The following is a 24,714-nucleotide window of genomic DNA, read 5'->3' on the forward strand; positions in this document are numbered from 1 at the left end:
CATCATTCCGTCGCGCCACTCGCTGCTCCACCAGAAGCTCTTCCGCCGGGGCGGAAAGGTCGTCGAACGCGCGGAAGCAGCCGGGAAGGTGGTTGACTCGGTGGAGCGGTTCGCCCGGACCGCGCGACGGCCGACCGACGGAGAGGGCATCGTGGCACGCGAGAAACACGACCGCATGCTCGGCTACCTCGCGGGACGGGACGGCTGGACGACGGCCACGGAGGTCGCGGAGGTGCTCGGCGTCACACCGCGCAGCGTCCGCAGCTACGTCACGGCGGTCAACACCCGCACGGCACCGCACGACGTCGTCGAGTCCGGGCCGAACGGGTATCGGCTGAACGCCGACGGCTATGCGGTCTACCGGCGACGAGCCGCATCGGCGTTCGAATCGGAGACACCCCGGGATCGGCTGTACGGGCTCGTCCGGCTGCTCATCAGCGCCCCCTCGGGAATCGACGTGCACGAGACGGCACAGCGGCTCCACGTCAGCGAGTCGACCGTCGAGGGCGACCTGGGCCGGGTCCGCGCCATGCTCGCCGACACCGCCCTCACGCTCGACCGTTCCGGATCGACGGTGACGATGGCGGGCGGTGAGACCGAGCGGAGACGGCTCCTCAGCCGGATGTTCCGCGACGAGACCGATCGCGGCATCGTCGAACTCGAGGCGCTCCAACGCGCGTTCGCGCCGAACGAGTTCAGCCCGTTCAAGGGCGAGCTGCTCGAGGCGTTGACCGCGCGCGGGTACTACGTCAACGAGTACGGCATCGCGAACGTCCTGCTGCACATCGCGATCGCCATCGACCGGGTCACGAAGGACCGTCCGGCGGAGCCCGCAGACCATGCACCGCGCACCCCGGAGGTCGAGGCGGTCGCGGAGGATCTGGCGCGGCTCGTCGACGCCCACTTCCACGTCGCGCTCGGCGAGGGCGACCTCGTGTACCTCAGCTACCTGCTCGTGACACGGGTGGTGACGCCGGGCAGTGGGGCTCCCGTCGAAGTCCTCGTCGACGACTACGTCAACCAGGACGACCTCGCCGCCGTCCGTCAGGCCGTCGACCGTGCCGGCCGCGAGTACCTCGTCGACCTCTCCGACGAGGACTTCATCGTCCGGCTCACCCTCCACGTCCAGAACCTCATCCGTCGTGCACAGGACCAGTCCTACTCCCGCAATCCGCTGACCCGCTCGATCAAGACCTCGTACCCGATGATCTACGAGCTCGCGGTCTTCATCGCCAGCCAGCTGCAGCGGCACGGCTCCATCATCATCAACGACGACGAGATCGCCTACATCGCGATGCACGTCGGCGCCCAGCTCGAGCAGAAGGCCCGTAAGGAGGCCCTGCTCGGCTCCACGATCGTGTCCGCCGGCTACTACGACATGCACGAGGTGCTGCGCCGACGCGTCGAATCGCAGCTGGGCGACGTCCTCGACGTCCGATCCGTCATCACCCGCACCGATGTCGACTGGGCCGCCATCGACACCGACCTCGTGCTCACGACGATCGAGCCACCGGCCCCTGCCGACGGCATCGTCGTCATCCAACCGTTCCTCACCGCGGCCGACGTGGAGCGAGTCCGCACCGCGGTCAGCCGCGTCCGTCGTTCGTCCCGCTTGTCGGAGATCACCGACGAACTGCTGCAGTACTTCCACCCGGACCTCTTCCTCCGGAACGCGCATGCCGAGGACGAGGAGGGCATGATCCGCCTGCTCGGCGAGCGTATGATCGCCCGGGGGATCATCGACGAGAGCTACCTCACCGCGGCGATCGAGCGGGAGCGCATGTCGTCGACGGCGTTCACCGACACCCTGGCCGTGCCGCACGCCATGGCGATGACCGCGCACTCGACGGCCATCGCGATCGCCGTGAACGAGACGCCGATGGAGTGGGGCGGCGCCCGCGTGAGCGTCGTCGCACTCGTGGCGTTCAGTGAATCGGGTCGTGCCGCGTTCCAGACGGTGTTCGACCAGTTCGTCGAGGTGTTCTCGGAGCGCTCGAGCGTCGCTCGGATCATCCGCCGTTCCGAGGACTTCGCCGGCTTCATCGACGAGCTCGTGCACGTCATCGACGGCTGAGCACCCGTCGCGCGGTCCCGGTCACCGAGCGGTCCCGGTCACCGAGCTTGTCGAGGTGCTCAGACGTGCTCGGTGACCACCACCGCGGTCGTACCCGGCTCGAGTGCCTCGAAGACGTGCGGCACGTCCCCGGCGTGGGCGAGGTAGTCCCCCGGTCCGAGCTCGACCTCCTCGCCGACGGGTCCGACGGACGCGCGACCGGTGCTGAGGATCCAGTGCTCGACGACGCCCGGCATGTGCGGCTCCGAACGCCTCGGCTCCCCCGGTTCGACGACGATGCGGTAGATGTCGCGTCGGGCGTTCGGCGGGCACGCGGACAGCACCGTCGCGACGTAATCCGCCCCGGACGCGGCGAGGGTCGGCCCCTCACCGGCACGGATCACCTGGACCGGTCGCCGCACCGGCTCGACCAGGCGGGCGAACGGGACGTCGAGGGTGACGCTGAGCGCCCAGAGGGTCTCGAGACTCGGGTTCCCGAGCCCCGCCTCCAGCTGCGAGAGGGTCGACTTCGCGATCCCGGCTCGACGGGCCACCTCCGCGAGTGACAGGCCGGTGCGCTGCCGCTCGCGGGTCAGCGCCGCCGCGACCGCAGCGTGCGGTGCTCCGTCGTCGGATGGTTCGAGCTGCGTCATGCGTTCGCTCCAGAGTGTTACGCGTTCGATTTGACGAACGCTTGATCGACGTTCAATATAGTGTACGTGCGTTCGATATGGGGTCACCTCGGCCGGCCGACCAGGCGGGCCATCGCGCTGGTCTGCATCGCCGACGGGCTGGTCGGCATCTCCTACGGAGCCGTCGCCGTGCACTCGGGCATCCAGCCCTGGGTCGCGCTGGCGCTCGCCTTGCTCGTCCTCGCCGGCGCATCGGAGATCCTGTTCGTCGGAATCGTCGCGGCCGGCGGGAGTCCGCTCACCGCGGCCCTGGCAGGGTTGCTCGTGAACGCCCGTCACCTGCCGTTCGGCCTCGCGATCCACGAGGTCGTCGGTACGGGCTGGCGTCGCGTGCTCGGGACGCACCTCCTCAACGACGAGTCCGTCGTCTTCGCGCTCGACCAGGACACCCTGGAGCGAAAGCGCGCCGCGTTCTGGGCGTGTGGCCTCGGCATCCTCCTCTGCTGGCCGGCGGGCGCGGCACTCGGAGCCTTCGCCGGCACGGTGATCGAGGACACGGACACCTTCGGACTCGACGTCATGTTCCCCGCCGTCCTGCTCGCCCTCATCTTCCCCGCCCTCCGCGAGCGCCGGACGCGCCGAGCCGCACTCGTCGGCGCGGTCGTCGCCGTCGCCGCGACGCCGTTCCTCCCTGCGGGGATTCCCGTCCTGTTGTCCCTCGTCGGTCTCCTCTTCGGCTTCGGCCGGAAGCAGCCCAAGCCGGAGGTCACCGCATGAACCAGTCGATGCTCGTGCTGGTCGGGATCGTGATCCTCGCGGTGGGCACCTACACGTTCCGTCTGGCCGGGCCACTCCTGCGGACCCGCACCGAGGTCTCGGAACGGGTCGAGACACTGCTCGCGGACGCCGCCATCGTCCTGCTCATGGCGGTGCTCACGACCACGGCGCTGACCCAGGACCAGCAGTTCGCGGGATTCGCGCGATTCTCGGGCGTCCTGGTGGCCGGCGTCCTCGCCTGGAGGAACGCGCCGTTCGTCGTCATCGTCCTCGCGGCAGCCCTCACCACGGCGCTCCTCCGCCTGGCGGGCGTCGCCTGAGACGTCAGATGCCCTGCCAGGCGGGCTTGTTGGCGTACGCGTAGCGGTAGTAGTCGGCGTGCTGCAGCTCGGACGCCGCCGCTTCGTCGAGGACCACCGTGGCGCGCGGGTGCAGCTGCACCGCCGAACCGGGGAGGTTCGCGGAGAGCGGCCCCTCGAGCGCGGCGGCGATCGCAGCGGCCTTCCCCGCACCGAAGGCGAGGAGGACGAGGTGCCTCGCGCGGAGGATGGTGCCGAGCCCCTGGGTGATGCAGTGCATGGGTACGTCGTCGATCGAGTCGAAGAACCGTGCGTTGTCCCGGCGGGTCTGCTCTGTCAGGGTCTTCACGCGGGTGAGCGAGGCGAACGACGAGCCCGGCTCGTTGAACCCGATGTGGCCGTCGGTGCCGATGCCGAGGATCTGCAGGTCGACGCCGCCGGCGGCCTGGATCGCCGCTTCGTAGTCGGCGCCGGCGTGCTGGATGGTCTCGGCCGCACCGTTCGGCACCTGGATGCGCTCGGGCGCGAGGCCGAGCGGCTCGACGACCTCACGCGTGATGACGGAACGGTACGACTCGGGATGCCCGGCCGGCAGGCCGACGTACTCGTCGAGGGCGAACCCGCGCACCTGCGAGAGGTCGAGGCCCTGCGAGCGTGCGGCGAGCGCCTCATAGACGGGGAGCGGTGTCGAACCCGTCGCCAGTCCGAGGACGGCGTCTGGACGCTCCTCGATCAGGGCGACGATCGCCTCCGCGACGAGGGCGCCTGCGGCACCGCTGTCCCCCACGATCACGACTTCAGCCATGCGACGGTTCTCCTCTTCCCACGAGTGCTGCGCCGATCGCCGCGACGGGGGATCCCGTCGGCACGAGGCGCACGCGCTGTTCCAGTTGCAATGATGCGACGAATCGAGACCCGGCGGCGGATTCGGCCAGAGCCTCGCGGATGACGGCGAGTAGTCGCTCGCCGAGAGCGGTGAGTCCTCCTCCGAGGACGATGTCGTCGGCGTCGACGGTGAGGGTCAGGATGCGGACGGCCGCGGCCGCTCCGTGACCGAGGCGTGCGCGGAGCGCGATGGCCCGCGGGTCACCGGCGTCGGCATGGTCGAAGAGGTCGAGCACCGGCAGCGCCACGTCGGCTCCCCAGGCGGCGGAGACAGCACCACCGGCGGCCATGGTCTCGACGCACCCGCGCTGTCCGCACCCGCAGCGGTCACCGAGCGGATCGACCGACAGATGCCCGACCTCGCCGGCGACCCCGCTCGAGCCCTGCCAGAGCCGGCCGTCCGTGACGATGCCGGCGGCGACGCCCGTGCCCAGATTGAGGTAGGCCATCGTGCCGGAACCGTCGAGCAGCTGCCAGGCGCCGAGGGCCGCCGCCTTCACATCGTTCTCCACGGCGACGGGGACCCCGAGGCGCTGGGCGAGGATCGCACCGAGCTCGAGTTCCTCCACGTCGAGGTTGACGGCGTGGGTCACGCGGCCGGTGCCCGGGACGATGAGGCCGGGGATACCGACGCCGACCGACGTGAACGCGTCGATCGGACGCGCGACGGCGTCGGAGAGCCGGCTGACGGCCTCGACGGCGGTTTCGACGACCGCTTCCGGACCGCGTCCGGTGACCAGTCTGAGCCGGTGCAGGAGCGCGCCGTCATCCGTCACGAGGACGGCATCGGTCTTCGTGCCGCCGATGTCGAGTCCCACCCTCACGCGGTTCGTCTCCGGAGGGCGTCGTGGCGCGTCTGCATGCTGTGGTTCCTTCGATCCGTGATGCGACCCGCTCGCACCACCGGTTTGTTCGCCAAGCTTACAAATAAACGGGGCTCGCGTCCATGCCGACGACGACCGCACACGACGATCGGGCCGCGCACGCCTGCGGGTGGCGGGCTCCACCGGGTAGCCTGGAGGCCGACCCGCAGCGCGCGGGCGGGCCCGCCACGGGCACCGAACACGGGGGAATCACACCACCATGAAGAAGAACGCAGCAGCATTCCTCGGCGCGATCGCCGTCTCGGGCCTGCTCCTCACCGGCTGTGCCGGCGGCGCCCAGAGCAAAGAGGATGCGTGCAAGCTCATCCAGTCCGAGGTGACGGAGTCGGCTTCGCAGCTGCAGTCGGGCCTGAGCTCGCTGTCCTCCGACCCCGAGGCGGCCGTCACCCAGCTCGACGACTTCTCCGGAACGTTCAAGGCGGCGGCCGACAAGGTCACGAACGAGGAGGTCAAGACCGCGGCGAACGACTCGGTGAAGGCGCTCAACGACTTCATCGACGTCGCGAAGACGGCTGTCGACGACCCGCAGAACGTCGACCAGACCGGGCTCACCGATTCGCTCACGAAGCTCCAGGACGAGTTCACCACGCTCGGCAACACCTGCAGCCTCTAGCTCGACACGACTGACGACGGGCCCCGGATCGACTGATCCGGGGCCCGTCGCCGTCTCCGGGCCGACGGCTACTTCACGGATCCCTCGGTGAGCCCGCCACGCCAGAAGCGTTGCAGCACGATCATCGCGATCGCCAACGGGATGATCGACAACAGCGCGCCGCCGGTCGTCAGCTCGTAGAACTCCGGCAGGCGGTCGACCTGGCTCCGCCAGTTGTTGAGGCCCAGGGTGATCGGGTACAGCGTGCTGTCGGACAGCATGACGAGCGGCAGGAAGTAGTTGTTCCAGATGCCGACCAGCTGGAAGAGGAAGACGGTCACGAGCGCGGGCGTGAGGATCTTCAGCCCCACGGTGTGGAAGATCCGCAGCTCGCTCGCGCCGTCGATCCGGGCCGCCTCGATGAGCGAGTCGTCGATCGTCGCGTCGGCGTAGATCCGGCAGAGGAACAACCCGAACGGCGAGACGAGCGACGGCAGGAGCACCGACCAGTACGTGTTCGCGAGCCCCATCTGGCTGAAGAGCAGGAACAGCGGGAGCGCGGTGGCCGTCCCCGGCACGAGGACCCCGCCGAGGATGGTGCCGAAGACGAGGTTGCGCCCGCGGAACCGGTACTTCGCGAGCGCGTACCCACCTGCGGCGGCGAGGTACGTCGCGATGAGTGCTCCCACGCCCGCATAGAGCACCGAGTTGCCGAACCAGCGGACGAAGATGCCGCCGTCGTAGGTGAGCACCTCGTGGAGGTTCGACCACAACGAGAACTCGGAGCCGAGGAGGAAGCCGTTGCTGCCGAACAGGTCCTCGGTGCTCTTGGTCGCAGCGATCACCACCCAGTACACCGGCACCAGGAAGTAGACCGCGACGACGACGAGGACGCCCGTCACGAGCACCCGCATCGCCCTGGACCCACCGGGTCGTCCCGGCTGATCGCTCAGCCGCCGGGCTCGCTTCGACGAGGTCGCGGTCGTGATGCTCCGGGTCTCGCTCATGATGCCCTCCTCGACGTCAGACGCAGGAAGATGAACGACAGCGCGAACGCGACCACGGCGATGAGCACCGCCTGCGCTGCGGCGACGTTGTAGTCGTTGTAGGCGAACGCGGTCGTGTAGGCGCTGAGGTTCGGCGTGTACTCGTTGTCGATCGCGGGCGACACGGTCTGCAGCACCTGGGGCTCGGCGAAGAGCTGGAGCGTGCCGATGATGGAGAACACGGTCGTGAGGATGAGCGCCGGCCGGATGAGCGGGAGCTGGATGCTCATCGCGACGCGGAACGGCCCGGCGCCGTCGACCTTCGCGGCTTCGTACACCTCGCCGGGGATGGCCTTCAACTGGGCGACGATGATCATCATGTTGTAGCCGGTGTAGGTCCACGTCACGATGTTGGCGATGGACCAGAGCACGGTGCCTGCGCCGAGGAAGTCGAGTTCGATCCCCATCGCCCCGGCGAGGTCGATGATCGGGCTGAGTCCCGGGACGTAGAGGAACGACCAGAGGATCGTCGCGATCACGCCGGGGATGCCGTAGGGCAAGAAGTACACGGCCCGGAAGAACCCCGGCCATTTCGCGGAGGCGGACTCGAGGAGGAGCGCCAGCAGGGTGCACAGGGCGATCATGACCGTGACCTGCACGACCCCGAAGAGGAGCATCCGGCCGATCGAGGCGATGAAGTTGCCGTTCTCCAGGGCCTGGGCGTAGTTGGAGAACCACGCGAACTCGGTCGTGACACCCTCCTCGCCGAAGACGCCCTTCCGTGAGACCCGGAGGAAGCTGCTGCCGATCGCGACGATGATCGGCAGGATGAAGGTGAGGACGAAGAGCGCCAGGAACGGTCCGAGGAGCACCCACGGAGCCGCGACCGAGGTCCGGCGTCGGCGCTGCGCCCCCGACCGCGACGGGTCGTCCGCCACACCGCGCGCCGGGCGTTCCGTGACGGCGCTCACGACGCCGCCTCGATCCGGAGGCCCTTGTTGCGGAACGCGGTGATGACGTCGCGCTGACCCTGGACCACGGCGTCCACGAGGGTGCCGCCCGAGGCCTTGGCACGGAACCCGTCGGCGAGGATGTTGAAGGTCTGCTGGGTCAGTGGCCACCACTGCCACTCGTTGTTCTGTTCCTTGGCCGCCGGCACGAAGACCTCCTCGTTGTAGTTCTGGCCACCGAAGAACTCGCTCGGCTGTTGTCGGCGGGCACCGATGTAGGCGTCGTTCGGCGACCACCCGATGCCGGAGTGCTCGATCATGGCGTCGATGCCGGCGTCGCTCGTGGTCATCCACACGGCGAACTCGAGCGCCTCCCTCGGGTGGGCGCTGTTCGCCAGGACGGCAGCCGTAGACCCACCCTGGAAGGTCGAGCCGTACCCCTCGCTCCCCCACCGGGGCAACGGCGCGACCCGCCACTTGCCCTCGGCCCCCGAGACGCCCTGCAGGAGGGCGTCTCCCCAGCTGGCTCCGGCGAGCGACGCGATCGAGTCCTTCGCCGCAGCGGCGAACCAGGCCGGTGAGAACTGGCTGTAGGAGGTGGTCATGACGCCCTCGTCGATGGCCCGGTCGAAGAATCTGGCCGTCTCCAAGGTCGCATCGTCCGTCATGTCCACGATCCACCGGTCGCCGTCGACACGGAACCAGGACGCGCCGGCCTGGGTCGCCATGGCCGCGAACCACGACGCGTCGTCGAGGGCGAAGCAATCCAGGTACATGTCGGCCTCGCGCACCGCACCCGCAACCTGGAACCACTCGTCCCAGGTGGCCGGGGGCTTCGCGCCCACCCGGTCGAGCAGGTCCGGTCGGTAGTAGAGCGCCATCGGACCGGAGTCCTGCGGGATGCCGTAGACCCCGTCGACGTAGGAGACCTGGTTCCAGAGGGTCTCGTTGTACCGCGACGCGACCTCGTCCGCGCCGTAGCGCCGGAGATCGACCAACCCGTTCACGAGCAGGAACTCGGGAAGCGTCCGCATCTCGACCTGCGCGAGGTCCGGACCACCGCCCGCGGCGAGCGCCGAGTAGAGCTTCTGATACCCGCCGTCGTTGCCTCCGGGGATCCACACGGCCTCGACCTGCACGTTCGGGTGGTCGGCGTTCCAGACGTCGGCGACCTTCTGGAGGTCTTTCAACCAGGCCCAGTACGTGAGCGTGATCCGTTCGCCGGCGGCGGCCGGGGCGATCGTCGGACCGGTGTTCGGCGACACCGTCCCCGGGGTGGAACAGCCCGCCAGGAGTGCGGTCGCACCACCCGCTGCAGCCCAGGCGAGCAACTGTCTTCTCGTCATCGGTGACATCGATGGTCCTCACTTCGTCGTCGAGGTGGTCCATCGACGCTAACACGACCGTTCGCACCGGCGTCGAGACCCGAACGACGGACGGGGCCCGGGAGCGTGTGCTCCCGGACCCCGTCCGTGTGGTGCTGGTGTCGGTCAGGCCGACGTCATCAGGCCAGGCGCGCCTTGAGGTTCGCCGAGATGGTCTCGAGGAACTCTTCGGTCGTCTGGTAGGCCTGGTCGGGGCCGACGAGGAGCGCGAGGTCCTTCGTCATGGCACCGGACTCGACCGTCTTGATGACGACGTCCTCGAGGGTCGCCGCGAACTCGATGAGCTCCTGGTTGCCGTCGAGCACACCTCGGTGCTGCAGGCCACGGGTCCACGCGAAGATCGAGGCGATCGGGTTCGTCGACGTGGGCTTGCCCTGCTGGTGCTGGCGGTAGTGGCGCGTGACGGTGCCGTGTGCGGCCTCAGCCTCGACGATCTTGCCGTCGGGCGTGGCCAGCACGCTCGTCATGAGGCCGAGCGAGCCGAAGCCCTGCGCCACGGTGTCGGACTGCACGTCGCCGTCGTAGTTCTTGCAGGCCCAGACGTAGCCGCCCTCCCACTTCATGGCCGAGGCGACCATGTCGTCGATGAGGCGGTGCTCGTAGGTGATGCCGGCAGCCTCGAACCGCTCCTTGAACTCCGCGTCGAAGATCTCCTGGAAGATGTCCTTGAACCGGCCGTCGTAGGCCTTGAGGATGGTGTTCTTCGTGGAGAGGTACACCGGGTAGTTGCGGTTCAGGCCGTAGTTGAGGCTGGCACGCGCGAAGTCGCGGATCGAGGCGTCGAGGTTGTACTGCACCTGTGCGATGCCGTCGCCGGGCGACTGGAAGACCTCGAACTTCTGCGGCTCCGAGCCGTCGTCGGGCGTGAACTCGACCGTGAGCTTGCCCTCGCCCTTGAACAGGAAGTCGGTCGCGCGGTACTGGTCGCCGAAGGCGTGGCGGCCGATGATGATCGGCTTGTTCCATCCGGGCACGAGACGCGGGATGTTCGAGATGATGATGGGCTCGCGGAAGATGACGCCGCCGAGGATGTTGCGGATGGTGCCGTTCGGGCTCCGCCACATCTTCTTGAGACCGAACTCCTCGACACGTGCCTCGTCGGGGGTGATGGTCGCGCACTTGACGCCGACGCCGTGCTTCTGGATGGCGTGCGCGGCGTCGATCGTGATCTGGTCGTCCGTCTCGTCACGCTTCTCGATGCCGAGGTCGTAGTACTCGAGGTTCACATCGAGGTAGGGGTGGATGAGCGAGTCCTTGATGAACTGCCAGATGATGCGAGTCATCTCATCGCCGTCGAGTTCGACGACGGTGCCTTCGACCTTGATCTTCGACACTGGTTGTCCTTTCTGATGCCGCCCTGAGCCGAGCGGCCTACGGAGGTGCGCACGCGGTGGAGTGCTCCGCATGGCATGGAGGAGACCGCATCCGAAAGGTGGACGGCACGGCCACGCCCTAGCTTACAAGACCTGCCAGGTCTCTTGACATCGAGACAGTTGCGGATGGCCAGGTTCCGTCCCCGACTCCAGCTGTGGGTCGGCCGTGGAAGTCGGCGGTCACCGCGTGTCGCCCAGGGGCCGGACTATCCGCGGTCGGCTCGACCGGTTAGCCTAAGGACATGGCTGAGCTGCGTCTGGAAGAACTGTCCGCATCGACGATCGTGGCGGTCAACGCGCTCACCATGAAACCCGGGCAGGAGCAGTTCATCGCCCCGGTGTCCTACGCGGTGGCGGCTGCGGTCGTGAACCCCGCCACCTCCTGGCAGCGCGTCGTCCTCGACGGCGACGAGGTCGTCGGCTTCGTCTCCGCCAACTTCGACCACGAGTCGACGCAGGAGGAGTTCCGCTCCGCCCTGTGGCGCATCAACGTCGACGCAGACGACCAGGGTCGCGGCGTCGGCCGGTTCGCGGTCGCCTCGCTCATCGAAGAGGCCAAGCAGCGCGGCTTCGACCACGTCAACGTCATCTACGAGCCCGGCGACCTCGGTCCCGAGGCGTTCTTCCTCCGCGTCGGGTTCTCCCCGGTCGGCGAGACCCAGTATGGCGAGACCATCGGCAGCATCAGCCTCTGAGGCCGTGAGCGGGTCGTCACCGACGGACTCGGCTGAGGCGTTCGCCGAGGCCGTGCTGGCCGTGGTCGCCGACATCCCCGAGGGTTGCGCCCTGAGCTACGGCCAGGTCGCCTCGATCATCGGGTCGAAGTCCGCGCGTGGCGTCGGTCGCGTGATGGCGCAGTACGGGCACGCCGTGCCCTGGTGGCGGGTCGTCCGGTCGGGCGGTCTCCCTCCGACGGGGCACGAGGATCGCGCGCTCGAGCACTACGAGGCCGAGGGCACACCGATCGTCCGGATGAGCGGCGGGCGGTACCGCCTGGGCCGCGAGGCACTGCTGCACTGACCGGCTTCGCGCCGGATCAGCAGGGAAGGTGGATCGAGACGACCGTCCCGGCACCGACCGGGCTCTCGACGCGCATCGTCCCGCCGACGGCGTCCACCCGGTCCGCGAGACCGCGCAACCCGCTCCCCCGCGCAGGATCGGCGCCGCCGACCCCGTCGTCCGCAACGACGACCCGGAGCCCGCCGTCGGGGTCGTCGGAGACGACCACCTCGCAGCTGGACGCCCCGGAGTACTTCGTGACGTTGGCCAGGCACTCCGACACGACGTAGTAGACGGTCGCCTCGATGAGCTGCCCGGGCCGCTCGCGCAGCTCGACGGTGACCTTGGTGACGACGGTGCACCGGCGCCCGAGTTCGGCGATCGCCGGCACCAGTCCGCCCTCTGCCAGGAGCGCCGGATGCAGCCCTCGGGCGAGTTCGCGGAGCTCCTTGATGGCGCTCGCGAGTTGATCGATGGTGGTCTCGAGGCCGTCGGCCAGGGCGAGTTGACCGTCGGCGCGTGCCGCGTCGCTCGCCATCCGGAGCCGCAGCGCGACGGAGAACAGCTGCTGCTGCGAGCCGTCGTGCAGGTCTCGCTCCGCCCGCCGTCGCGCTTCGTCGGCCGCCTGCACGATGCGCAACCGCGACCGACTCACCTCGCGCAACGAGTGACGGAGTTCAGCGGTGAGTCGTTCGTTGTCGATCATGATGCGCAACGACGCCGACACCGACCGGAGCAACTGCGGATTGTCGAGCAGAGCCGCGTCGTGCTCGATGTACACGAGCGGCGCGTCCGCATCGCCGACGCTCGACATCGCCCGCCCGCGTGGGTCCCGGTCGGTGGTCCGCTGCGATCCCGGCCAGACGAGCCGGGCAGTGCGGTCCCCGAGGACGGTCTTCACCGCACCGTCCCAGCGGTCGTGGCCGGTCTCGCTCAGTTGTCCGGTCTGCACCAGGTCGACGGCCCTGGCGCGGATCGTCCGCATCCGGATGAGACCCGTCGCGTACGCCGCGGGAACGAGCACCACCGAGAACGCGTTGAGGTCCTCGACGACGAGCCGGAGGTGCTCCGGCCATCCCCCGAGGCGGACGAGGGACCACGCCACCCCGATGACGAGCCACAACACGAACGCGACCGGCATGATGAAGGCCACCTGTCTGGCCGCTCCGCTGCTCCGCGCCCATCGCAGGAGCACGACACCCGCGACCACGACCGCGAAGGCCCCCATGACACCCGCATGGACCCGACCGAGCACGTCGGCCACGTCTCCGGTGGCGAGGACGGCGTACCGACTCCGCTCGTGGCTCGCGTCGAGCACGTGGTTCGGCGTCACCAGGAGTGTCACGATCGCATAGGTGACGAGGTAGACCGAGGCGGTGATGACGAGCCGCCGATCGAAGCCGCGCCGCAGCCGCCCGGCGGGGAAGGCCAACGCGAGCCACACCAGCGCGACCCCCGGGAGCACGGAGATCGACATGAGGAGCGGCCAGAGCCAGCCTGCGTCGACGCCGTACGCCCACATGTAGGCCGTCTCGGCCAGCGCGTACCCGACGATCACCCAGCCCGGAGTGGCCGTCGGAGCCAGCCACCAGATCAGCCCCGCCGCCACCAGCGCCGCGAGGTGGCCCACCAACCAGGGCAGACCGTTGCCGTCGGCGACGCCCGGCTGGACGACGCCGAACACGACCGACAGGACGCACACGAGCGCGGCGGCGAGCAGGATGCCGAGTCGCAGCGGCCACGGCAGTCGACCGCGGCCGGCCGGTGCCGGGATCGGCAGCGATGTCGCCCGTCCGTGTGGGCGACCGTCAGCCATCCGTGTGTTCCAGCCATCGCACGACCGCGAGGACGCGGCGGTGGTCCGCCGGAGAGTCCTCGAGTCCGAGCTTGGCCAGGATGCGGCTGATGTGCGCTTCGACGGTCTTCAGACTGACGACCAGCGCCTTCGCGATGCCGGAGTTCGACCGCCCCTCGGCCATGAGGGTGAGGACTTCACGTTCCCGCTCCGTGAGGTGGTCGAGTCCGTCGGATCGGGTCCGCTCCGCGACGAGGAGGGAGACGACCTCCGGATCCACGACGGACTCACCTGCCGCCACGCGCTCCACGGCGTCGACGAGCGTCCCGGAGTCGGCGACGCGATCCTTCAGCAGGTACCCGGTGCCACCACCGGAGCCGAGCGCGCGGACCGCGTAGGACGGCACGGCGTAGGTGCTCAGCAGGAGCACCCCGGCGGCGAAGCCCGACGCCCGCAACTGCTCGAGGGCGACGATGCCCTCGTCGGTGTGGGTGGGCGGCATCCGGATGTCGAGCACGACGGCGTCGAGCTGCAGCCCCGCGTCGATGCGATCGACCAGGTCGACCGCCGAGCCGAACGAGCCGACCACGTCGTGACCGCCCGCCTTGAGGATCTGCGCGACACCCTCACGGAGGAGCACCGCGTCGTCCGCGACGGCGACACGCAGCGAACGCGGTTCCAGACTGGTCATCCGCTCATTGTGGCAGGTCGACGAGACGAGGTGTAGTGCCCACGGGGTCACTCCGTCACCGGAGGACCCCGTGGACACGCCTGCGCGGTCCGGATCAGCCGACCGAGGACCGCCAGGCCGCGTGCATCGCGGCGAACCGCCCCGTCCCGCCGATGAGCTCCGCGGGCGCACCGTCCTCGATCACCCGGCCGTGCTCCATCACGAGCACCCGGTCGGCGATCGCGACGGTCGACAACCGGTGCGCGATGATGATCGCGGTGCGGTCCGCGAGCAGGGTCTGCAACGCCTCCTGGACGAGTCGCTCGCTCGGGATGTCGAGCGAGGCGGTCGCCTCGTCGAGGATCAGCACGGCCGGATCCGCGAGGAACGCCCGCGCGAACGACAGGAGTTGCCGCTGGCCGGCCGAGACCCGACCACCGCGCTTGTTCACGTCGGTGTCGTAGCCGTTCGGCAACGCCTCGATGAAGGCGTGTGCGCCGACGGCCTTCGCGGCGGCGGTGATCTCCTCGATCGTCGCGTCGGGCTTGCCCAACGCGATGTTCTCGGCGACCGAGCCGGAGAACAGGTAGGCCTCCTGCGTCACCATGACGATCGCCCGACGGAGGTCCTTCGGGTGCAGGTCGCGCAGGTCGATGCCGTCGAGGCGCACCGCACCGTCGGTCGGGTCGTAGAACCGACTGATGAGCTTCGCGAGCGTCGACTTGCCCGCACCGGTCGTGCCGACGAGTGCGATGGTCTGCCCTGCCGGGATCTCGAGGTCGAACTTCGGGAGCACCACACGGTCGGCGGCGTACGCGAACGTCACGTCGTCGAAGGTGATCCGTCCCTGCGACGTCCACAGGTCGACCGGCGCGACCGGGTCGGGCACGCCGGGACGCTCCTCGAGCACGCCGGAGATCTTCTCGAGCGCCGCAGCGGCCGACTGGTAGGAGTTGTAGAACATCGCCATCTCCTCCATCGGGTCGAAGAACCGACGCGTGTAGAGGAGCGCCGCGAGCAGCGCTCCGATCGCGAGCTGTCCGTCCGCGACCCGGAACCCGCCGACGAGCAGCACCACGGCGACGGAGACGTTGCCGATGAACACCAGTCCGGGATCGAACACCCCGAACAGCTGGATGACCCGGGCGTTGGTGTCGCGGTACTGCTCCACGAGCTCGCCGAACGCGCGCTCGTTCCGCCGCTCCTTCCGGAACGCCTTCACGGCACGGATGCCGGTCATCGCCTCCACGAAGAACACGATGAGCTTCGCCGACCGGACCCGCGACTCGCGGAACATCCGCTGCGAGCGGAGCTGGAACCAGCGGGTGAGCACGAACAGCGGGATGAGTGATCCGAGGAGCACCAGACCGCTGACCCAGTCGACGAGGACGAGGGCCGCCGCGGTGAACCCCATGTACAGCACGCCGGACACGAGCTGGTTGATGCCGGAGTCGAGCAGCTCGCGGATGGAGTCGAGGTCGCTCGTCTGCCGGGAGATGATGCGACCCGAGGTGTAGCTCTCGTGGAAGTCGAGGCTGAGCCGCTGCGTCTGCAGGAACACGCGCTTCCGGAGGTCGATCAGGATCGCCTGGCTGATCCGTGCGGCGAGCACGGTGTACCAGGAGATGAGCGTCGCTCCGGCGGCGCCGGTCAGCAGGTACGCGCCGACCACGAGGAAGGCCGGCATCCAGTCGGCGCGTTCCAGGACGGCCGGGAGGGCGCGGTCGATGCCGAGGGCGATCAGCGCGGGCCCGGCGACCTGGGCGGCGGTCGACACCACGACGATGGTCATGGCGGCGATGACGCGCAGCCGCAGGGGCGCGAGCAGCGATCCGAGCAGTCGCAGCGAACGGCGCCGGATGTGCGCGGACTCGTCACGGGTGAGGTCGTCGCGCTCCTCACCCTCCACTCCGTGGACGATCGTCGGCGGGGTCACAGGTTCACCTCCTGGCGGTTGGACTCTCGTTCGTCGTCTTCCAGACTCGAGATCACGTAGCGGTAATGGGCGTTGTGCTGCAGCAGCTCGGTATGGCGTCCCACTGCGGTGATGCGACCGTCCTCGAGGAGGGCGACGCGGTCGGCGAGGGTGACGGTGCTCGGTCGGTGCGCGACGATCAGGGCCGTGGTCGAGGCGAGCACTCTGCGGAGCGCAGCCTCGACGAGCGCCTCGGTGTCGACGTCGAGCGCCGACAACGGGTCGTCCAGTACCAGCACCTCCGGCCGCGCGGCCACCGCGCGCGCGAGTGCGAGCCGCTGACGCTGCCCGCCGGACAGGCTGAGCCCCTCTTCACCGACCATCGTCTCCACGCCGTTCGGCAGTTCGTCGACGAACCCGGCCTGGGCGATGTCGAGCGCCTCGCGCAGGATCCGATCGGCCTCCGCGGAGTCGAGGTCGATGTCGTCCCGCCCGAGGAGGACGTTCTCCTTGACGCTCGCCGAGAAGAGGGTCGCATCCTCGAACGCCATCGCGATGTGGCGGCGCAGGTCCTCCCGGGTGAGCGCGCGGATGTCGACCCCGTCGAGCAGGATCCGCCCGCCCGTGACGTCGTACAGGCGGGTGGTCAGTGCCGTGATAGTCGACTTCCCGGAGCCCGTCAGACCGACGAGTGCCATGGTCTCCCCCGGCTCGAGCCGGAGGTCGACGCCGTTCACCACGTCCGCGTAGCGGTCGGGTGCGTCCTGGTAGCGGAAGTGCACGTCCTCGAACACGAGCTCCCCGCGCGGCTCGCGGATGCGCTCAGGGTGCTCGGGGTCGGTGATCGTGTTCACCGAGTCGATGACCTCGAAATACCGGTCGGTCGCCGTACGGGTGTCGAAGGTCATCGCGAGCAGGAAGCCGATCGACTCGATCGGGAACCGCAGGATCGTGGCCGTCGCGAAGAAGGCGAACAGCTGACCGACGGTGAGTTCGCCGATCGACGCGAGCCAGACCCCCGCCAACAGGCAGAGCGCGAAGGCGACGTCGGGCAACAGGACCAGCCAGAACCAGATCCCCGCGATGGCCTTCGCCTTCTCGATCTCGGTGCCCCGCAGGTCCTCGGCGCGGGACGCGAAGCTCCGCAGGGCGTGCTTGCCTCGACCGAACGCCTTGAGCACCCGGATGCCGTGGACGGACTCCTCGACGGCCGTCGCCAGGTCACCGGCCTGGTCCTGGCTGCGCCGGGCGATCACCGAATACCGCCCCTCGAAGGTGAACCCGAACACCCACACGGGGATGGCGAGCGCGATGAAGATGAGTCCGAGCAGCCAGTTCCAGGTGAACAGGATGACCGCACCGATGACGATCGTGACGCCGTTGACGATCAGGAGCACGAAGCCGAACGAGATCCACCGGCGGATGAGTCCGAGGTCGCTGACGGCGCGGGAGAGCAGCTGCCCGCTCTGCCAGCGGTCGTGGAAGGTCACGGGCAGGTCCTGCAGCTTGGCGAACAGCGCATTGCGCATCCGCGCCTCGACGTGCGTCCCGGGGGTCAGGACGAACCAGCGGCGCAGCGCGATCATGACCGCCTCGAGGACACCGAGGGCGAGGACCACGAGCACCGCCGGCCAGATCTGCGAGGAGTCGCCGGTCGAGAGCGGACCGTCGACGAGGGCTTGCAGCACGAGCGGGATCGCGAGGGCCACGAGGCCGGCGACGAGCGCGGCGACCATGCCGAGCACGATGCGCGGCATGGCCGTCTTCGCGAACGGGTAGATCCGCATCAGGGCACGGAAGGTGCTCTGACGCGGTTGGACAGGACGGCGTTCATCGCCGAGCGGAGTCATTGCGGGGATTCCTTGCGAGAGCGTCGGTGACGTCGATCACCGACGGGATGATGGTCGTGGAACGGCCGGACGGCGAGGTCGCTGTGCGAGGTCGCAGCATCCGGTGACGGGCCCGGACGAGGCCGGACGGATGGTGAGGTGGACTGCCTGGCGCTCGTGCTAAGCGTCGGCGTCCGCTGCGGCGGCGCGTCCGGCCGGCGCCGGGACGGCCGCAGTGCGGCGGCTCGAGGCGGAGCGGGCACGATCGACCGTCGGCGCGAGCGCGGTGTGGTTCGAGAGCGTCATGGCATCCTCCTCATCCTGTGGGGCGAGAGCCGCGGGCCGGGTGCACAGGTCGCACTCGAACGCGGACGGCGACCGATCACGGTGAACGAGGTTCGGCGCAGCAGACCAGACTATGGGAGTCGGCCGTCAAGCTGCAAGGGATCCATGCGGTTGCACGCACCGCACCGGGTGGGCTCGTCCTCAGGAGGTCGGTTCGTCGACGATGCCGACGAAGGCTCCGATGCCGTCGACCTCGCGCCGACGCGCTCCCTCGGGCACTGGAGGCAGCTCGTCGGCGCCGTGCCAGGAGCAGCTCACCATCGAGAATTCCGGCCACCACTTCTTCGGGCGGAGCGTCTCGCTCGTGCCACAGATGGTGCAGCGCAGCTCGACCCAGACCGGCCGCTTCCCGGTCCGGTTCGCGCGGGACTGCACGTACCAGGCGGGCGGCTCGGCCAGGAACGCCGCCAACTGGTCCGCCGACCAGAACGGCGGGATCCCGTGGTGTCTGGCCATCTCGAGCGGGATGTCCAGTCGCTGCGCGACGGTCCTCCGGCTCAGATCCCGACCGCCGCGCGCTCCAGCCTGCTGCTCCATGATCGACTCAGCTGACCCGCACGGACAGGCAGGTCACGCAGCCCTCGAGCTTCTCGAACTCGCTGATGTCCACCTGGACCACGGTGTAGCCGCGGTCCTCGAGCAGCGCAGCCGTCTTGGGAGCGGCTGCGGAGATGAGCACGGTGTCCTCCGCGAGTTCGACCACAGCGACGCCCTCGCGCTCGGGCACGACGAGGTGGCGACCGAAGAAGGACGGGTCCTCGACGAGGTCGGGGTGGACGAGTACGGTCCCGTCGGGGAGCGCGGTGACCGTCGACTTCAGGTGGAGGGCGGTCGTGACGGGGACCGCGACGACGTCGAACCCGAGCGGTGCGAGGATGGCTCGGAGCTGCCGGACGCCTTCGGCGTTGGTGCGGCCGCTGCGACCGACGTAGACGGTCGAGCCGACCCGGAGGACGTCGCCGCCCTCGAGGGTGCCGTCACCCTCGATCCGGTGGATCCGGAGACCGAGCTCACGGGCGGTGGTCTCGGCTGCGACGACCTCTGGACGACGGCTCTCGGCGCCCGGTCGGGTCACCACGGCGACGTCGCCGATCACGACGACGGCGTCCTCGATGAAGACGGAGTCGGCGAGCTGGTCGGCCCAGGAGACCTCGGTGGTGTCCCAGCCGGCGGCGTCGAACGCTGCGACGTACGCGTCCCACTGCTTGTCGGCGAGCTCGGTGTCGATCGGCGTACGCTCCAGGTGCGTCACGAGGCCTTCAGCGAGGTTGGAGGCGGGCATCCGCACGAGTGCGATGCGGCGTCCGGCGTCGAGCACGGCGTCCTGCGTGCGGACGACCATCCAGTACACGGGGTATCCGATGAAGGCCGCGGAGAGCGCGACGACGACCACGAAGACGAGGTTGAGGCTGATGAGCGTCGCGACGATGCTGCCGAGCACGGTGCTGTCGATGGGCTGCCCCGTCGTCGCCACCTGGACGATGAGTCCGAGGAGCGCTCCGATGACGGCGAGGGCGGCGCCGCCCAGCAGGGCGAGGAGTCGGTACCGGTAGAGGCCGACGACGCCCACGATCAGCAGCAGCACGAAGGTGATGATCGTGCTCTCGAAGAAGTACGGGCTCGCCTGGGCGAAGATCGTCCCGGCGAACTGGTAGCCGACGAACGTGACGAACATGACCCCCAGGAAGCCCACGACGATGGTCGCGACGGCGGCGGCGGCGGATGCGATGAGCTTGCGGCTCCAGGTGGCAGTCATCCGACAACCGTAGCCCNCCAGAACCCCCGCAGGGCGGGCGACGCGGCCTAGTGGAAGAAGTGACGCTCCCCCGTGAAGTACATGGTCACGCCGGCGGCTTCAGCCGCAGCGATGACCTCTTCGTCGCGGACGGAACCACCGGGCTGCACGACCGCGCGCACACCGGCGTCGAGCAGGACCTGCAGGCCGTCGGCGAACGGGAAGAAGGCGTCCGAGGCCGCCACGGAACCTGCGGCGCGGTCACCGGCTCGGCTCACGGCGAGGTGGCAGGAGTCGACGCGGTTGACCTGGCCCATGCCGACGCCCACGCTCGCGCTGCCCTTGGCGAGCAGGATGCCGTTGGACTTCACCGAGCGGCACGCCTTCCACGCGAAGATGAGGTCGAGCAGGGTGTCGTCGTCGGCCGGTTCGCCCGTGACGAGCGTCCAGCCCTTGGCGGTGTCCTGCGGGTCGTCGGCGAAGCGGTCCGCGTCCTGGTAGAGCAGGCCGCCGGAGATCTGCCGGACCTCGCGGTCCTCGCGCACGAAGTCCTCCGGCAGCTGCAGGAGCCGCAGGTTCTTCTTCGTCTTGAGCACCTCGAGCGCGGCGTCCTCGAAGCCCGGGGCGACGAGCACCTCGGTGAAGATCTCCTTGACCGTCTCGGCCATGCCGAGGGTCACGACGCGGTTGGCGGCGATCACCCCGCCGAAGGCGGAGACCGGGTCGCACTCGTGCGCGCGACGGTGGGCCGAGGCGATCGGGTCGGGTGCCTTCGGGTTCGCGAAGGCGATGCCGCACGGGTTCGCGTGCTTGATGATCGCGACGGCGGGGTTGGCGAAGTCGTAGGCCGCGCGGACTGCCGCGTCGGCGTCGACGTAGTTGTTGTACGACATCTCCTTGCCGTGCAACTGCGTCGCCTGGGCGATCCCGGTACCGCCGGGACGGACGTACAGCGCCGCGGCCTGGTGCGAGTTCTCGCCGTAGCGCAGCACCGCCTCGCGACGACCGGTGACGGTCAGCGTGCTGGGGAAGGCCTCCGCCTCGGTCGCCTCCGTGCTCGCGAACCACGCGGACACCGCGGCGTCGTACGAAGCGGTGTGGTCGAAGGCCTGCGCGGCGAGCGAGCGGCGCTGAGCGAGCGTGGTGCCGCCGGCGGCGACGGCCTCGGTGATCAGCCCGTAGCGTTCCGGAGAGACGACGATCGCGACGTTGGCGTGGTTCTTCGCCGAGGCGCGCACCATCGCCGGTCCACCGATGTCGATCTGCTCGACGACGTCGTCACCGGCGGCGCCGCTCGCGACCGTCTCGACGAAGGGGTACAGGTTCACGACGACGAGCTGGAACGGCTCGATACCGAGCTCGGCGAGCTGGGCTTCGTGGGACTCGAGCCGCAGGTCGGCGAGGAGCCCCGCGTGCACCGAGGGGTGCAGGGTCTTGACCCGACCGTCGAGCGACTCGGGGAATCCGGTGACCTCGGACACGTCGGTCACCGTGTGGCCCGCACCGCGGATGGTCGCGGCGGTGGACCCGGTGGAGACGATCTCGACGCCCGCTGCGGCGAGCGAACCCGCGAGCTCGAGCAGCCCGGTCTTGTCGCTGACCGAGATCAGCGCGCGGCGGACGGGGACGAGGTCGCGTTCGCGGTAGAGGCTGTGGTCGTGGCTGGGACCGCTCATGACTGGGGTGCTCCTTCTGCTGGCGGGCGGGACGCCGTGGAGAGCGCCTCGAGGTCGATGGTTCCGGTGGCGAGGTCGCGGACGGCCTGGACGAGGAGCCGACGCTCCACGGGCTTGATCCGCTCATGGAGGCTGTGCTCCGTGTCGTCGGGCAGCACGGGGACGCGCTCCTGCGAGATGATCGGGCCCGCGTCGACGCCGTTGTCGACGACGATGATCGATGCCCCGGTCTGCGAGGCTCCTGCCGCCAGGGCGTCCCGGACGCCGTGCGCACCCGGGAACTCGGGGAGGTACGCGGGGTGCGTGTTGATGATGCGCGGCGAGAGGGCGTCGACGACCACGGGTGGCAGGAGGCGCATGAGGCCGCTGAGGACGAGGACGTCCGGGCTCCAGACCCGGATCTGCTCGAGGAGGGCTGCGCCCCACTCCGCCCGTGAGTCGAAGGACGAGTAGGGGACGGTGAACGACGGGATGCCGAACTCCTCGGCGTGAGCGAGACCGTCAGCCTCCCGATCGGCACCGACGGCGATGACGCGAGCGGGGAAATCCGCGTCGCGTGAGGCTTCGAGGAGGGCGCGGAGATTGGATCCGCCACCGGAGATCAGCACGACGAGTGACAGCACCAGAGCATCCTATCGGTCGCGGGCACCCCGGCCGCTCGGCTGGGCGTGCAGCTCCGGGAGGCGGTCCTCCTCGGCGAGATGCGTCGGACCGGCCGCCATGCCGACCACGGCTGCGATCCCGACCGTCAGGGTGGTCCACAGGCCCGTCGCCCAACCGTTCGGGCCGACCTCGATGAGGCGACCTGGGCCTGCCGCGCCCGCCGAGAGGGCGGCGAGGACACCGACGATGATGCCCGCGGTGACCCCGACGCCGAGACCGACGACTGCCAGTCGTCCGAGCCCGCCACGCCCGTCGAGGTCGACGAGCAGACGGCGGCGCAGCACCACGGCAGCGGCGAATCCGATGACGACCGGAACCACGAGGACCGCGAACCCGAGCGGGCTCTCCCCCGTCGGGATGGCGCCGAGGACCGGCACGGCCGGCATCGGCCCGACGAGCGTGCCGATCGGCGAGATCGCCGTGCCACTCCCGATGGCGAAGCCCGCGCCGGTGATCCAGCTCATGGCCCAGATCACGAGGTTCGGGAGGTACAGGAGTTCGGCGCCGGTGACGATGGCACCGCCCAGGACGCCGAACTGCGCGCTCTCGTGCAGGGAGATGATGGCACCGTAGCCGACGGCGATGAGGATGGCGGTCAGGACCGCGGAGACCGCCACGAGTCCGGTGGCGGCGAGTGCTCCACCGCGCAGCGCCGCGACGACCATCGACCAGGTCCCGTCCGGCATCCGGTCTCGCATCGCGCGGAGTCCGTCGAGGATCGGATCGGCCGCGTCCTGCTCACGGAACCGGACCCACAGCGCGGCGACCACGACCCCGCCTGCGAAGCGCACGGTCGGCGCGAGGGTCCCCTGGACGATCGAGGGACGCACCGCCGGGTGGAGGGCGGTGAGGGTCACGAGGAACGACAGCAGGGCGAACACGAGTACCGACAGCACGACGGCACCCTGCCACCAGGGGCTGCGCGCCGCGCGGGCTCCGGTACGCAGGCCGAACAGGACCGTGCCGATCGTGAAGGCGAGGGGCGCCAGGGAGACGAGGAACGGCTCCATCCCGGCCGGCAGTCCGAGCTGGGTGACGAGGGCCGTGTCGAGGGTGATGCGCATGCTCGAGCCGTTACCGAGCGCCCAGATGTCGACGGCCCCCCTCCAGAGCGCGGCCGGGTCGACGTCCAACTGGAAGTGCAGAGCCCACAGGGCGAGGAGTGGGACGAGTGCGACACCGATGCCGATGGCCACGGCGAGGGTGGCATCGAGGGCGGCGAGGAGGGCGACGGTCAGACGGTTCATGCGTCTTCGACCCTACCTGGAGCCGCGCGTGCGGACGGTCAGGCGCACGGCGTGCGTGGGCCGAAACGCGACGACGCGACGCCCGAACCGGGCGCCGCGTCGTGGTCGCAGTCGAGCTGCGGGTGTTACAGCGAGGCGATGATCTCGCGCATGAGGTCGGCGGTCTCGCTCGGCGTCTTGCCGACCTTGACGCCGGCGGCCTCGAGGGCCTCCTTCTTGGCCTGCGCGGTGCCTGCGGAGCCCGAGACGATCGCGCCGGCGTGGCCCATCGTCTTGCCCTCGGGCGCGGTGAAGCCCGCGACGTAGCCGACGACCGGCTTCGTGACGTTCGCCTTGATGAAGTCGGCCGCGCGCTCCTCGGCGTCGCCACCGATCTCACCGATCATGACGATGGCCTTGGTCTCGGGGTCGGCCTCGAACGCGGCGAGCGCGTCGATGTGCGTCGTGCCGATGATCGGGTCGCCGCCGATGCCGATCGCCGTCGAGAAACCGATCTCGCGCAGCTCGTACATCATCTGGTACGTGAGGGTGCCCGACTTCGACACGAGGCCGATGGGGCCCTTGCCGGCGATGTTCGCCGGCGTGATGCCGACGAGGGACTCGCCAGGCGTGATGATGCCGGGGCAGTTCGGGCCGATGATGCGGGTCTTCGAGCCCTTCGACTGGGCGTAGGCCCAGAACTCGGCGGAGTCGCCGACCGGCACACCCTCGGTGATGATGACGAGCAGCGGGATCTCGGCGTCGATGGCCTCGATGACCGCGTCCTTGGTGAACGCCGGGGGCACGAAGGCGATCGACACGTCTGCGCCGGTCTCCTTGATGGCCTCGGCGACCGTGCCGAACACGGGCAGCTCGACGCCGCCGTCGTGGGTCACGGTCGTGCCGGCCTTGCGGGCGTTGACGCCACCGACGACCTGGGTGCCGGCCTTCAGCATGAGCGCCGTGTGCTTGGTGCCCTCGCCGCCGGTGATGCCCTGGACGATGACCTTGGAGTCCTTGTTGAGGAAGATTGACATGCTTGTGC

The 24,714-nt window shown here is 69.4% G+C and carries 24 protein-coding genes; 6 read left to right on the forward strand and 18 right to left on the reverse strand.

Going from position 1 to position 24,714, the window contains the following annotated elements:
* Positions 1-88 precede the first annotated feature (88 nt).
* Positions 89-2,074 (forward strand): BglG family transcription antiterminator, encoded by a 1,986-nt coding sequence (locus IFU11_RS05215; RefSeq protein WP_371742721.1) that lies wholly within the window; start codon positions 89-91, stop codon positions 2,072-2,074.
* Positions 2,075-2,133: 59 nt separating this feature from the next.
* Here IFU11_RS05215 and IFU11_RS05220 read toward each other — a convergent pair whose 3' ends face one another.
* On the reverse strand, positions 2,134-2,706 hold the full coding sequence (locus IFU11_RS05220; protein WP_191940659.1) for a helix-turn-helix domain-containing protein: 573 nt from the start codon (positions 2,704-2,706) through the stop codon (positions 2,134-2,136).
* Positions 2,707-2,772: 66 nt separating this feature from the next.
* Here IFU11_RS05220 and IFU11_RS05225 point away from each other — a divergent pair, with 66 nt between their 5' ends.
* On the forward strand, positions 2,773-3,462 hold the full coding sequence (locus tag IFU11_RS05225; RefSeq protein ID WP_191940658.1) for an AzlC family ABC transporter permease: 690 nt from the start codon (positions 2,773-2,775) through the stop codon (positions 3,460-3,462).
* Positions 3,459-3,782, forward strand: coding sequence for an AzlD domain-containing protein (locus IFU11_RS05230; protein WP_192018319.1), 324 nt, complete (start codon positions 3,459-3,461; stop codon positions 3,780-3,782). The genes IFU11_RS05225 and IFU11_RS05230 overlap by 4 nt, the downstream gene beginning before the upstream one ends.
* Before the next feature lie 4 nt (positions 3,783-3,786).
* Here IFU11_RS05230 and IFU11_RS05235 read toward each other — a convergent pair whose 3' ends face one another.
* Positions 3,787-4,566 (reverse strand): glucosamine-6-phosphate deaminase, encoded by a 780-nt coding sequence (locus tag IFU11_RS05235; RefSeq protein ID WP_191940656.1) that lies wholly within the window; start codon positions 4,564-4,566, stop codon positions 3,787-3,789.
* A complete protein-coding gene (locus IFU11_RS05240; RefSeq protein ID WP_192018320.1) occupies positions 4,559-5,470 on the reverse strand; it encodes an ROK family protein in 912 nt (303 codons plus the stop codon). Before IFU11_RS05240 ends, IFU11_RS05235 begins: the two co-directional genes overlap by 8 nt.
* A gap of 259 nt (positions 5,471-5,729) precedes the next feature.
* On the opposite strand from IFU11_RS05240, the gene IFU11_RS05245 reads away from it, so the two are divergent.
* A complete protein-coding gene (locus IFU11_RS05245; protein WP_191940654.1) occupies positions 5,730-6,143 on the forward strand; it encodes a hypothetical protein in 414 nt (137 codons plus the stop codon).
* A gap of 68 nt (positions 6,144-6,211) precedes the next feature.
* Here IFU11_RS05245 and IFU11_RS05250 read toward each other — a convergent pair whose 3' ends face one another.
* From IFU11_RS05250 to IFU11_RS05265, 4 genes are all read right to left on the reverse strand, one after another.
* A complete protein-coding gene (locus IFU11_RS05250) occupies positions 6,212-7,036 on the reverse strand; it encodes a carbohydrate ABC transporter permease (protein ID WP_244631678.1) in 825 nt (274 codons plus the stop codon).
* Positions 7,037-7,125: 89 nt separating this feature from the next.
* Entirely contained in the window at positions 7,126-8,079 is a 954-nt protein-coding gene (locus tag IFU11_RS05255; protein ID WP_371742722.1) for a carbohydrate ABC transporter permease, read from the reverse strand.
* On the reverse strand, positions 8,076-9,413 hold the full coding sequence (locus IFU11_RS05260; RefSeq protein ID WP_192004695.1) for an ABC transporter substrate-binding protein: 1,338 nt from the start codon (positions 9,411-9,413) through the stop codon (positions 8,076-8,078). Before IFU11_RS05260 ends, IFU11_RS05255 begins: the two co-directional genes overlap by 4 nt.
* Before the next feature lie 149 nt (positions 9,414-9,562).
* The gene (locus IFU11_RS05265; protein WP_064296642.1) at positions 9,563-10,777 is read right to left on the reverse strand and encodes an NADP-dependent isocitrate dehydrogenase; all 1,215 of its coding nucleotides are present in this window, start codon (positions 10,775-10,777) and stop codon (positions 9,563-9,565) included.
* A 281-nt stretch (positions 10,778-11,058) separates the two neighbouring features.
* Between IFU11_RS05265 and IFU11_RS05270 the strand changes: the two genes are divergently transcribed.
* Together IFU11_RS05270 and IFU11_RS05275 are read left to right on the forward strand one after the other, a co-directional pair.
* Positions 11,059-11,511 carry a GNAT family N-acetyltransferase gene (locus tag IFU11_RS05270; protein WP_191940650.1) on the forward strand — a complete coding sequence of 151 codons (453 nt, stop codon included), beginning with the start codon at positions 11,059-11,061 and terminating at the stop codon, positions 11,509-11,511.
* Positions 11,512-11,515: 4 nt separating this feature from the next.
* Positions 11,516-11,836 carry an MGMT family protein gene (locus IFU11_RS05275; RefSeq protein WP_194644151.1) on the forward strand — a complete coding sequence of 107 codons (321 nt, stop codon included), beginning with the start codon at positions 11,516-11,518 and terminating at the stop codon, positions 11,834-11,836.
* A gap of 16 nt (positions 11,837-11,852) precedes the next feature.
* Here IFU11_RS05275 and IFU11_RS05280 read toward each other — a convergent pair whose 3' ends face one another.
* The 11 genes from IFU11_RS05280 to sucD all read right to left on the reverse strand — a co-directional run bounded on the left by IFU11_RS05280 (position 11,853) and on the right by sucD (position 24,706).
* Positions 11,853-13,631 carry a sensor histidine kinase gene (locus tag IFU11_RS05280; RefSeq protein ID WP_191940648.1) on the reverse strand — a complete coding sequence of 593 codons (1,779 nt, stop codon included), beginning with the start codon at positions 13,629-13,631 and terminating at the stop codon, positions 11,853-11,855.
* On the reverse strand, positions 13,624-14,301 hold the full coding sequence (locus IFU11_RS05285; protein ID WP_123539688.1) for a LuxR C-terminal-related transcriptional regulator: 678 nt from the start codon (positions 14,299-14,301) through the stop codon (positions 13,624-13,626). The genes IFU11_RS05280 and IFU11_RS05285 overlap by 8 nt, the downstream gene beginning before the upstream one ends.
* Before the next feature lie 94 nt (positions 14,302-14,395).
* A complete protein-coding gene (locus tag IFU11_RS05290) occupies positions 14,396-16,216 on the reverse strand; it encodes an ABC transporter ATP-binding protein (RefSeq protein WP_192018322.1) in 1,821 nt (606 codons plus the stop codon).
* Entirely contained in the window at positions 16,213-18,045 is a 1,833-nt protein-coding gene (locus IFU11_RS05295) for an ABC transporter ATP-binding protein (RefSeq protein ID WP_137242134.1), read from the reverse strand. Before IFU11_RS05295 ends, IFU11_RS05290 begins: the two co-directional genes overlap by 4 nt.
* Positions 18,046-18,204: 159 nt before the next feature.
* Positions 18,205-18,330, reverse strand: coding sequence for a hypothetical protein (locus tag IFU11_RS20525; RefSeq protein WP_256430731.1), 126 nt, complete (start codon positions 18,328-18,330; stop codon positions 18,205-18,207).
* Positions 18,331-18,510: 180 nt separating this feature from the next.
* Complete coding sequence (locus IFU11_RS05300; RefSeq protein ID WP_192018323.1) at positions 18,511-18,906, reverse strand: hypothetical protein; 396 nt, start codon at positions 18,904-18,906, stop codon at positions 18,511-18,513.
* Positions 18,907-18,913: 7 nt separating this feature from the next.
* Complete coding sequence (ddaH, locus tag IFU11_RS05305) at positions 18,914-20,125, reverse strand: dimethylargininase (RefSeq protein WP_192018324.1); 1,212 nt, start codon at positions 20,123-20,125, stop codon at positions 18,914-18,916.
* Positions 20,126-20,172: 47 nt separating this feature from the next.
* Positions 20,173-21,780: a bifunctional phosphoribosylaminoimidazolecarboxamide formyltransferase/IMP cyclohydrolase gene (purH, locus tag IFU11_RS05310; RefSeq protein WP_192018325.1), complete on the reverse strand. Its 1,608-nt coding sequence runs from the start codon at positions 21,778-21,780 to the stop codon at positions 20,173-20,175.
* Positions 21,777-22,403: a phosphoribosylglycinamide formyltransferase gene (gene purN / locus IFU11_RS05315; protein ID WP_191940644.1), complete on the reverse strand. Its 627-nt coding sequence runs from the start codon at positions 22,401-22,403 to the stop codon at positions 21,777-21,779. Before purN ends, purH begins: the two co-directional genes overlap by 4 nt.
* 9 nt (positions 22,404-22,412) lie before the next feature.
* Positions 22,413-23,690 carry a cell division protein PerM gene (locus IFU11_RS05320; RefSeq protein ID WP_192018326.1) on the reverse strand — a complete coding sequence of 426 codons (1,278 nt, stop codon included), beginning with the start codon at positions 23,688-23,690 and terminating at the stop codon, positions 22,413-22,415.
* 125 nt (positions 23,691-23,815) lie between these two features.
* On the reverse strand, positions 23,816-24,706 hold the full coding sequence (gene sucD, locus IFU11_RS05325) for a succinate--CoA ligase subunit alpha (protein WP_064296653.1): 891 nt from the start codon (positions 24,704-24,706) through the stop codon (positions 23,816-23,818).
* Between the last annotated feature and the right edge of the window lie 8 nt (positions 24,707-24,714).

Source organism: Plantibacter sp. CFBP 8804, from assembly GCF_014841225.1.
GTDB lineage: Bacteria > Actinomycetota > Actinomycetes > Actinomycetales > Microbacteriaceae > Plantibacter > Plantibacter auratus.